The sequence below is a fragment of the candidate division TA06 bacterium genome (assembly GCA_004376575.1).
Taxonomy (GTDB): Bacteria; Hydrothermota; DG-26; order E44-bin18; family E44-bin18; genus E44-bin18.
Genome location: SOJN01000149.1, coordinates 24,312 through 35,570, shown reverse-complemented (window position 1 = coordinate 35,570; position 11,259 = coordinate 24,312). Strand labels below are relative to the sequence as shown.

Annotated in this window: 7 protein-coding genes; 2 read left to right on the top strand and 5 right to left on the bottom strand. The window is 50.0% G+C overall.

Annotated elements, in window-relative coordinates:
• The 5 genes from E3J62_12675 to E3J62_12655 form a co-directional block, all read right to left on the bottom strand.
• Positions 1-2,263 (bottom strand): M28 family peptidase (locus E3J62_12675; GenBank protein ID TET43708.1); only part of this gene is annotated, 2,263 nt, incomplete at its 3' end.
• A gap of 4 nt (positions 2,264-2,267) precedes the next feature.
• Entirely contained in the window at positions 2,268-3,221 is a 954-nt protein-coding gene (locus E3J62_12670; protein TET43707.1) for an acetyl-CoA carboxylase carboxyltransferase subunit alpha, read from the bottom strand.
• A 17-nt stretch (positions 3,222-3,238) separates the two neighbouring features.
• Positions 3,239-4,156, bottom strand: a complete 918-nt coding sequence (locus E3J62_12665; protein TET43706.1) for a PorV/PorQ family protein — start codon at positions 4,154-4,156, stop codon at positions 3,239-3,241.
• Positions 4,157-4,171: 15 nt separating this feature from the next.
• Positions 4,172-5,293, bottom strand: a complete 1,122-nt coding sequence (locus E3J62_12660; GenBank protein ID TET43705.1) for a T9SS type A sorting domain-containing protein — start codon at positions 5,291-5,293, stop codon at positions 4,172-4,174.
• 6 nt (positions 5,294-5,299) lie between these two features.
• Positions 5,300-5,626 (bottom strand): hypothetical protein, encoded by a 327-nt coding sequence (locus E3J62_12655; protein TET43704.1) that lies wholly within the window; start codon positions 5,624-5,626, stop codon positions 5,300-5,302.
• Positions 5,627-5,757: 131 nt separating this feature from the next.
• Between E3J62_12655 and E3J62_12650 the strand changes: the two genes are divergently transcribed.
• Positions 5,758-7,614, top strand: a complete 1,857-nt coding sequence (locus tag E3J62_12650; protein TET43703.1) for a hypothetical protein — start codon at positions 5,758-5,760, stop codon at positions 7,612-7,614.
• A gap of 27 nt (positions 7,615-7,641) precedes the next feature.
• Positions 7,642-11,148, top strand: a complete 3,507-nt coding sequence (locus E3J62_12645; GenBank protein ID TET43702.1) for a hypothetical protein — start codon at positions 7,642-7,644, stop codon at positions 11,146-11,148.
• Positions 11,149-11,259: the final 111 nt, after the last annotated feature.

Below are 11,259 nucleotides of genomic sequence, written 5' to 3'. Positions count from 1 at the left end.
GCCCGACAGGCCCAGTATTGTCGCTTGAAGAAAGATGAAGGTAATCATAGGGCCAATCGCCAAGAATGAATGTGAACGGATACTCTCCTTGTGTCATTAGTACTTCTATCGTCTTCCACCCTATCAACCACAGCTTCCCGCCCTGCGAAAGATAGTATGCCAGATCCTCAGCCTGCTCGGAAAGATATTGATCGTAGATATCCTCCGCTCGCCAGATCACTGTTGAGTACGATCCCATCGTCGAAATCGCCGGCAGCCCACTGGAGTCACAATCCCACGAGTCGAATTTATACCCTGAGAGGATCTGCGCGTAGAACCTATCTTGAAGGGAGTCCGGTACGAGAATTCCCGTTGAACCGTTCCTGGTTTCATCGACCAGCAGGATGCCGTGGTCAAATGACAGCGGCAGCCCAGCTTTCTCTTCGGAATATCCGCTTTCCAAATCTGTCGTATCCACAGCCGTGGCAACGTAATAGTACATCTGCCCAGAAACGAGACCGCTGTCACTGTAAGTGGTATCAGTAATAAGCATGGGATTGACCGACTGATATGGGCCCCCAGGATTTTCGCTTCTGTAAACGTTGTAGCCGGCAAGGTCCAGTTCCGTGTTGGGCGCCCAAGATAGGTCCATACCCAGATAGGTAGGTATCAGACTCAACGATTGAGGAGGGCGAGGGACCAATCGTGGTACTGCTGTCGCTTCTCTTGAATACCCGCCCTCGGCGTTGTTGTCAATGGCCGTAACGGAGAAGAAATGGAGCGTATCGTTCCGCAACCCACTCAAGCACAAGCTTGTTGTATCTCCGGCAAAGACTGACCCCTCATATCTTCTGGGTGATAATCCATAATAGACATTGTAGCCCAAAACGCCTGGTGTCAGGCTTGGCGTCCAGTCCACCTGAACTTCCCCTCCTACACCGGCGTCTGTTGCAGAAACAGCCTCTGGAGGAAGTGGCGGTTCCGGATATCCATTCCCGAGCATTGCCATGGATGCGACTCCCATTTTCGTAACTTCCGCAAGAAAATCTGGATTCAGATTTCCGGCGGTGTCATATATAGAATGGTAGAAGGGGTAACCGTGTGTCCTGCTTATGTGAACAGAAAAAGTTGCAGGATAACCATACTGCTGGAAATACCAGTGGTCGCTGCTCGGCGAAGAATAATGAGAGGGATAGAGCTCGAGTTTAGAAAACCTTGAAGCGGCCGTCATCATGTTTCCCAACCAGATAGAATTTGAATCATAGCGAGCTGAGAGGTCGTAATGAAAATCGTCAGTATATCCAACCATATCAAAATTCATTGCTGCAATTATATTATCCCCACGGAGGAATGCTTCTGTCACATAGTAATAGCTCCCTCTGAGCCCCTGTTCCTCTCCAGAAAAGCATATGAACCTCAATGTATACTCATGATCCTCTTTGCTCAGGACTCTTGCTGCTTCTATGACTGTCGCCGTGCCGCTCCCATTATCTTCAGCACCAGGAGCTAGATTCCAGGGATCCTCTGATATCGAATCAAAGTGTCCACATATGATCGCAATCACCGTGGAGTCGGTCCTGCCGGGAATCGTGCCGACAACGTTTCGCCAATGATTCCCATCCCAATCGTAGTAATGAAAAGAAGCGTCCACTCCGAAGCTCTGGAACTTATCGTAGATCCACTGGCCTGCTGAGGAGCAAGAGTCGGCATATGAGTATCTGGTCATAAAGCCGGTCAGAGCGCGAACATGAGACTCTATTGAGTCCGAAGAGACTTCTCTAACCAGTTCTTCTATGAGCCCATCTGAACTCCTCTTTCTCAGTATCAAATCCCCTCTGTGAATTGAAGCCTTCTCTTTAATGGCAAGGGGCATTAGGCTTACTAACTCGAACCCACTCCTCCTCAGGATTTCTGCCTGTTGTCGACTCGCTTCTACAACAACCAGGTTTTCATTTCCGTAAAGGATATTGTCTAGAGAACTGAGGTCCAAACCGTACACATGAGGGGGAACCGTAGCCAAATAGCAGGCACCGGGTTTCATGTCCCTTAGAATCACATCATATGGGATGTGGCCAGAACTGAGAACTGCGGTCCCACCTGATGAGGTCCCTATCAGACAGTCCCTCTCGAGAATAGCATAGAGATAGAAGTCATTTGCCAGATAGTCTTGCGCGCGTTCTAAAGTGGTCTTCTCTATTGCCAGAAGCAGCTGTTGTGAACATGCTCTTGTCGCGGGGAATAGCGTGACACCAACCAGCAGCGCAAAAAGGAAGGACTGCCTCATTCCATCAGCTTGAGACACCAATCCTGGCGAACTTGTCTATTCTCATCTGAGTGAGCTCTTCTGATGGGAGTTTGTCAAGCTCTGCCAGATGCCTGAGTATTGCGGATTTCACATTCTCTGCCGCTTCCTTGTGGTTTCTGTGCGCACCACCCAGCGGCTCCTCGATTATCTCATCAACAACGCCCAGCTGTATCAAGTCTTTTGCGCTCACCTTCAAGCTCTCTGCCGCCTGTGGCGCTTTGGATGAATCTCTCCAGAGTATTGAGGCGCACCCTTCAGGGGTGATCGTTGAGTAGACTGCATTCTCCATTATCAGCACACGGTCACCCAGCGCAATCGCAATCGCCCCACCACTCATCCCCTCTCCCGTGATCACACAAATTATGGGGACAGGCAGAAGTGCCATCTCCTTCATGTTCCTGGCAATCGATTCTGAGATTCCCCTTTCCTCAGCTCCTATACCGGGATATGCTCCACTGGAGTCAATGAAAGTTACGATCGGCATCTTGAACTTGGTGGCCATCTGCATAACGCGAAGTGCTTTTCGGAATCCATCCGGATGGGCCATGCCGAAGTTGCGCTCAATCTTCTCCTTCGTTGTTCTGCCCTTCTCGTGTCCTATCACAACCATCTGCCTTTCGCCTATCCTGGCAAGTCCCGCCACTATGGCGGCGTCATCTGCATAAAGTCTATCGCCGTGTAGTTCAATGAAATCATCAGCCATGTGTTTGATAAAGTCGAGAGTATATGGTCTGCTCGGATGTCTGGCTAGTTGAACTCTCTGCCACCTGCTTAGTTTGGAATAGATCTCTTTGGTCAGTTTCTCTGCTTTCCTTTCAAGCCTCTTGATTTCATCGTCCACCTGGAGCTTCTCTGCCGAGGCAAGCCCCTTCAGCTCAGCTATCTTCTTTTCCAGTTCTAGGATCGGGCGCTCAAAGTCAAGACAAACTCCTGCCAACTCTTCCTCCAGTTGTTTCAGTCCAGGCTTACTCCGACGGATATCCAGTGTTCCGCCCCAAAGTCATAACTCCAGGGCGTATAGGAATAATTCAGGCGCATCTGCGCAAACGTAAATCCAGCTCCAAAAGAGAGACTTTCCGTATCGTGACCATACTTGTAGCCGCCTCTTATTGCAAGAGCATTTTTGTATGTGTATTCTACTCCGCCGCTGTACACATAATATGCGTCTATCGGTTTTGACCCTTCGAAAGATAAGAGCCATCTACCATCAATGAACTGCCTGGGCACCCTGTAGGCTGCACCCACCCTTGTGGTCAAAGGGAGCTTGAAGCCCTCCTCGCGAAACTTCACCTTCGGCCCCAGATTCAAAAGAGTCCCGGTGAGAGTCAGGCCTCTCAGCTCCGTTGGCCTGAAAGCAACTCCAAAGTCGAACGCAAACCCGCTTGCGCTGTATATATAGATTCTCTCCTGGAGCGCTTTTGCAGTGAAGCCTACATCCGATTCAGAGCTCATCTTTCGAGCGTAGGAGAGACTCAGAACATAGTCGTAATATCTGAATAGACCCTCGGGCTCTCCGGGCTTTTCGCGGAGCTCAAGATCGTCTGCATAAAGAGCCCCCATTCCCAAGCCAAAAGTGCCAATTCTTGTACCCATGGCCAGGGACGCAACGTCATATCTCATCCCTTCCACGTATTGGTTGTGCGCGAAACCCATGTCGGTTCCCTTCAAGCCCGCCAGGCCAGCAGGGTTCCAGAAAACGGCCATACTGTTGTCTGCCACTGCGCTGTATGCACCGGCCAGTCCGCTGGCGCGTGGCCCGACTCCAATCTTCAAAAAGACCATACCGCTCAACCCTGCTCCCTCGTAAATCTCGTCTGCTGGAAGAGAACATGCAACCAGAACGAGAAGGATGGAAAATATGGCACGCTTCATTGATTAAGGTCCTCCCTATCGAATCTTGACCAGCTTGGTGGCGTGAGTGGTAATCGGGCTGGATGGCTGCTCAAGCGTGACGAAATACATCCCGGATGGCACTGATCGATTAAGTTCATCGGTACCGGTCCAGGAAAGGTGAACTGTTGTTCCCCGGCTATTCTCCGGGGACTCAGCCAGGTTGAATGTGCGTACGAGGCGACCCGCCTGATCAAATATATTTATCCGTGCAGGACCACCGTCCCAGGCGACGCCGGCATCGATACGCACCGATGACGAGAATGGATTCGGAAAAACCCGAAGAGCTTCCTGCTCGACGCGCCTGGTCCATTTCTCTTCAACTGCTGTCAATGTAACAACAAACGTGATCAGATTATTCTCGGGCGCGGCTTCCGGATCTGTGGTCCATATATCGATACTATTGACCACACTGAACGAATCCTCTGCCCACAGATAGTAGGAGATGGTGCACGAGCTCGCGACCTCCGGGATGGTGAAGTAGTACTTGTCTCCCCAGAGGCTGTCGTGACCAACTCCTGTGAAGCTTCCAGAGTCCACCATGTAGAATAACGAGTCGCCACCTATTCCACCTGGATCGGTTATGATACTTGAGACCGGGTACGGCCCCGCAAAGGACGTATCAGTCCACACGGTCGTGCTGTCGAACACGGGACAGGTGAGGTCCCAGCCCGGAACATTCAGTGATTTCATGCGCAGCATCTTGTCCACAACAATAAAGTCCTTGCTCGCACCGTTTGGACTCAAGGCAGCCGCTATACCGTTTCCTCCGGCAAATCTTCCAGCAACGACCCATTCATAGAGCCACCTTAGGTCGTTGGTCCCGAAGTTGTCACTGAAAGTATAATTGTCTCTGATGACCAGGCAAGGCCAGTACTGGCCGCCTGTTATTTCCGTCTTCACCCATCCCTTGGCCACAACCTGTTTCAGGTGCATCTCATTTGCGGTGTATGGGATACCAACGTCATACGTCCAGGTCCAGGAGGTTATCCATCCGCTACCATAGAAAATAGGGAAGAAGTAAACCCGGGCGTCCGGCTGATAGTTGCCGATGAATCTGAATGGTGTGACCACGAAATCTATCCCCTGCACATACAGGTAGAATGTTTCTTTCGACATATAGGTCTAGGCCTCACTCCCGTCACCCAGTGTGTCTAGCTCAACAAGCTCCGCAGAAGGAAAAGTGTCGGGCGCAGGGGGATTACCCTGACTGGGGTCAAGAAGCCGAACGGTGGCCGTCTGCTCGCCGGGATAGACAGTCAGATCCCACATAGTCGCAGTTGAGTCAAACTGTGTCCAGAAGAACATATCCGCATTCTGTGTGTATTCGGCATAAGTCCCTAACTCGAACGGCACGTCCTCTGAGCCGATAAAAAGCTCCGCAGAGAAGCACAAATTAAAAAAGGCAAAGGCCAAAAGGAAGCCGAGGGCTGAGGCTGCCCTTCTAGGCATGTTTACCTCCAGATTGTATTGTTATTATTTTGCGTCCTCTATGTATACCACCTTTTGCCCCGATTGTCAAGCATGAAGATGCAAGCGCCAATTGACACCATATCCCATCATATCGTCGAATAGGTGCTCTGATGTTGACATTGTATGAATGCAACACTATAATCAATAGGGCTAAACATATGAACTACAAATCTTTGGAAACCTCTGACCGGCTCTCCAAACTAGCCGGCTCAATTATTATTGTGATGTTCCTGGCACTTCTCCCTTCCTTTTGCTTAGGCCAGGAAGAAGAGACCATCGTTCGCAGCATTCTATTTGAGGGGAACAGGTCCTTTAAGGCCAGCACGTTGAGAGACCAGATGAGGTTAAAGGTCGGTCAGCCGGAGGATTCCTTCCAGCTTGTGCGCGATGTTGAAAATGTGATCGCATTCTATAGACAGAACGGATATCTCGATGCGAGATTGGTGCAGACAAAAAGAATTCCCGATCCTAAACGCGAGCGCCTGATAACCTATACCTACATCATACAAGAGGGAAGCCCCTACACGATTTCCAGCATAGTAATAGAGGGAGCAGAGAAGATTGACGCGAGGAAACTGAAGGGTTTGCTTACTATGAGAACCGGCCAAGTTCTGAAAAATGCCCTCATATATTACTCAGAATTCAGGATGCGCGAGTTCTATGCAAGAGAGGGGTACGTATACTGCAAGATCGACCACAGATTGGAGACATCGCCCAACCTGAGATATTCCAGGCTATTGATTTTTGAGATAGACGAAGGGAACCAGGTCAAGGTGGGCACTGTCAGTATAAGTGGCGACAAGTCTGTCAGGAGAGAAATTATTGAAAGGGAGATCGTAATCAAACCCGGAGAGATATTCAATCCCGGAAAGGCTTACGAGAGCCAGAGAAGGATATATGGAACAGGGCTGTTCAAAGACGTCAGGTTCGACGTAGTTGGTGCGGAGGAAAAGAAGGAGATAGTGGACCTGGTGTTTAGTGTGGTCGAAGGCAAACCGAGGTGGGTTGCCTTCGGCGGGGGCTTTCGGTCGCCGGATTGGATATCTGTCTATCTCAACTGGGGACACGATAATCTCCTGAATAATGGGCAGAAACTGAAACTGGAATCGTCATATTCTTTGAATCCATACCCTTCAGAGAATGAACACGAAGAGAGATTTGGCATCACCCACCGTGAACCCTACCTCTTCAACTCTTTATTTCAGGGCCAGCTTCATCTGTTTCATCACAGAGTACTATTAGAATCGTACCATATAATCGAAACCGGAGGTCACTTAAGAATGGGCCGGTACATGGGAAAACATATCGAGGCCTTTGCTGAATACAAGTTCAAAACTGCATCAGTGGAAATCTTCAAGGAGAGTGATACTAGGCCAGAGGCCGTTACTAATAGCGTCCGTTTGTCAGTCTCAAGGGATTACAGAAACAACATTTTTGATCCAAGAAATGGAACCTTCAGTTCGTTCGCAACTGAATACGCGGGTGGTTTGCTTGGAGGGGACAACTACTTCTACCGATTCATCGCAGACGCCAGCGCGTTTTACAACCCCCTGAGAAGTATCGTCTTTGCACTCAGGGCGCGCGGCGGACTCATAGAGTCATTTGGTGGCAGGGTCACACCATTTGAAGAGAGATTTGCCCTCAGGGGGACTGACGCCATCAGGGGCTATCGGGAGCAGGATTTGACAGAAGGAGGCAACTACCTCATAACATCCAATGCCGAAATGCGTTTTCCCGTGTTCAAGATCTATGGAAGGTATATCGGCCTGGCATATTTTGTGGACATGGGTAATGCCTGGAGGAACAAGAGTGACATCAAATTTGCTGATCTGCAGACGGGTGCAGGTGTAGGACTCCGCCTGGAAACACCCATAGGGCCTTTCAGACTGGACTATGCACGTAACATAACAGGTCCGAGCGACACCGACTTGGGTCGTGTATACTTCGGGATAGGCCACCTGTTTTAGGTTCTTAATGAAGACCCCTTCAAGACGATGAGCCGCAAACGTCAGATAACCTATGTAGTAACCATAGCCCTTGCTATGCTATTCCTGCTAGCCCACCTTATCCTGGGCACCGAGTGGGCGCTCAATCGTGTGGTTAACCATCTAGTCAGACGGATTGAGACCTCAGGAATCAATGTTGATGTGAGAGGGGTAGCGGGTACCCTTCTTGGCGAGATCAAGCTGTCGGGAATAGAAATAGCGCCTGCGGGAGAAGAAAAGCCAATAATATGGGCTGATTCGCTTGCCGTCAGTTATTCTCCTATTGCACTGGTCGTAAGGCGCCGCCTCACCTCTATTATGATACATGGCCCGGGTCTGTCTTTGAAAAAGGAAAACGGTAAGTGGAACTTGTCCGGTCTCCTGAACAGGAAGGAACCTTCTGCCAGCGAAGCGAAGCCAACACCGCAAAAGAAACCGCTGAGCGCATTCCCCTTTTCTATCGCCCACATGATTGTTCTAGATGGGGCCATGTCCATTCAAGGGGACAGAAATATCGCTGTGTCTGATGCGAACCTTTTCTGCTCGCTTCTCACGAAGGGAAACGGAACCACAATCAGGCTGTACAATGGCAAGTTTACCGTCAACGGCCGCCTCAGAGTGTTCCGGCTATTTGGTGAAGCCGCACTAGGGGAAATGGGCCTCGAATTGAAGGAGTTCCAGCTCAGAACCAGAAGATCTAGAATCGCTGTAGCGGGAAAGGTGGATTCAACTGGCACACATATCGTTTTCCTCGACTCGAAAGTAAATGTCGAGGAATTTGCCGACATCTTGCAGCCCGAACTGGGACTGAAAGGCGACATGACGATCAGCGGAACTTACAGTGAGAGCCTTGATGTCAGAACCGTGAACGCCAGAATGCTTGTTGCTGGTGCCCAAATAAGAGGCATAGACCTTGGACGGCTTGACCTACTTGCCAGCTTTGACGGACCTCAGGGCAGATTGAAAATCAACAGATGGCAGATAGAAAAAGGGTTCGCCACAGGCTCCATCCTGGTGGATATGACTCCAACAATCCCCGTATTTTCTGTCGACTGCCAACTGGATAGCTTCGACCCAGGACTCCTGCTGGACAGGCGAGTTGTCTTGACCGGCAATTTGAATCTAACCGGCAGCGGCAACTCTCTTGAGAATGTGACAGCTACAGGAAAGGCCCGCCTGAACCAGACCTCCTTAGATGGCATAACACTCAGCCGTGCAATCTCTGATTTTTCCTACTCCTCCGGCACGATCAAGCTGGACACACTTGATGTCACCTTTGAAAGAGGACGTTTCATTTCGTCAGGCAGGCTTTCCAGAACCGGTTTTGAACTCGACAGCAAGATGGAAAACATGGACGTGGCCACATTCGGCCCGGTCCTGGGCATCAACGACCTGAAGGGAAGTCTAAGCGGTTATCTCTGGATGGAAGGAACGGTGAGCAACCCATCACTTTCGGGTACCGCGTGGATAGCTGACGGCGAGTTCAAGGGTTTGCGGTTTGATCATCTCGGCGCAAACTTGAACATACAGGATATGGTAAGAGAACCAAAAGGATCCGCGACCATCAGCTTCGCTGGAGTTGCACTTAATGACACCCGAGTGGAACAGGGCAAAATAGAACTTGTTGCGGAAGGGAAGACTCTTGAATACGAGGTGTGGGCTACTGCTGATGAGGGCTCTCTCAACGTGAGAGGAAACGCCTTCCTGAAAGATGGTAGTGCAGAAGCCGAAGCGGACAACTTTTTTTTGGTTCTCAACGATCAGATAATCAAAAATTCAAGTGTGTTGAGCGTCGTCTACTCAGACAGCGGCCTTTTCATCAGACCTTGCACGCTTGACTTTCTCGGTTCAGAGATGTCTTTTGGCGGGCTCAATCTGAACAACGGACATACTGAATTCAACCTGAGGGCCGATTCGGTACGGCTCAGCAGCCTGACTGCCATGCTGACATCCAAGCCTCAAGCAGAAGGATTTCTCACAGTCGACTTCAAGTTGAACGGAACTTTGGAGGATCCTCAGATGGCCCTCCTGCTCGATCTGCGAAGCATGTCGATCGCGCAGGCATCAGTGGACAGCTCAATAATTTCCCTTTCCTATGCAAAGAACCTTCTCAAAACGGAGAAGTTCATCATCTACAGAAATGAAAGAAAGTCAACTCTGTCTGGATACATTCCGGTCAACCTTGCCATTAGAAGCGAAGGGCCCAGAATCCTAGAGTCAGACATGTCACTGGACGCTGATTTCAACGACGTCGGAGTATGGATATTCTTCCCCTTGAGAAATCTGTTTGAGGTTGCAGAGGGTAGAGTAGACGCCAAAATCAACGTACGGGGAACGCCCCACAACCCGAACATCACGGGTACGATGAATGTTTCCTCGCCAAGAGTCCTCTTCAGACCCACCTTGACTTCGGCGACTGATGTTGTGGGAAAGTTGAAACTCGAAGGTGAAAGGCTCGATGTTGTGTCTGTCTCAGGCAAGACTAAGGGCGGTTCAGTGGATGTCAATGGTTATCTCGTTTTTGAGGCACTTTCCTACAAGGACTATGAATTCAATGTGAAGGCCAGAAATGCGCTCGTTGAAGGTTTCAAGGATGTCTCTGCAGTCGTTAACGCGGATGCGGTCGTCAGGCGCGGAAAAGACATGATACATACTGAATGTGATGTCGAAGTCATCCAGAGTACTCTTACAGTCCCGTTCAGGACACGCGCCATACCTCTGGCCGCATCCAAACACAATGCATCATATGACCTGACGATCCATGGGGACAGAAACATATTCCTGAGCAACAGAGACGCGGATCTGGAAATGGGAGCCGATGTGAGAGTGAGATGGAGACCCGGGACAATGGTTCTTTCTGGAGTGATGGATATTGTTGGTGGGAGGTTCTACTATCTGGGGTTCACCCAGCCTTTCGACGTGAAGACAGGGGAGTTCAGATTTTCAAATGCCCCGGAACTGAATCCCTCCGTCGACGTTGAAGCGGAGGCCATAGTAATAGATCCCTTCAAGCCTCTCGATCCAGACTCCAATAAGGTCTTGCCAGATATTATCACTCTCACTGTCGCAGGGACGATGCTTGAACCGGAGTTCCATCTCTCTTCTCCCGATCCCGAACTCTCAGAGACAGACCTTCTTCTCCTTCTGAGCCTCGGCTTCACGACCGGAAGGGGGTCAAACGGCAACGTGTCCGGCCAAGAACTGATCGCGAAAACCGGCGGAGATCTCAGCCTAGCTGTCCTTCAGAACATTGTAATGAGGGAACTGGAAAGGACCACCGGTCTACATGAAATAAGGTTCAAAAGCGAGCTCTTCGGGCCAGAAAGGTCTGCGCGGCTCACTGTCGGGAAATACGTTCGCAAAGGTGTATATGTATCTTATTCTCACGATCTGTTTGCAGGAGCAAAAGATGAATACAAGGTAGAGTATTACCTGTGGAAGGGGTCTTCCGTTGTGGGTAGCCGTGATGAGGAGGGAAGATATAACCTGGGCTTGGGATTCAAGGTCCGCTATTGACTGAAAACAAACTACAACGTACGGATTGCAAAGTACTAAGTACGAATTGCTAAGTAGGAAGTACAAGCTTTGTACCTCGCACTTCGTACATCGTACTTTGTAGACTGTACT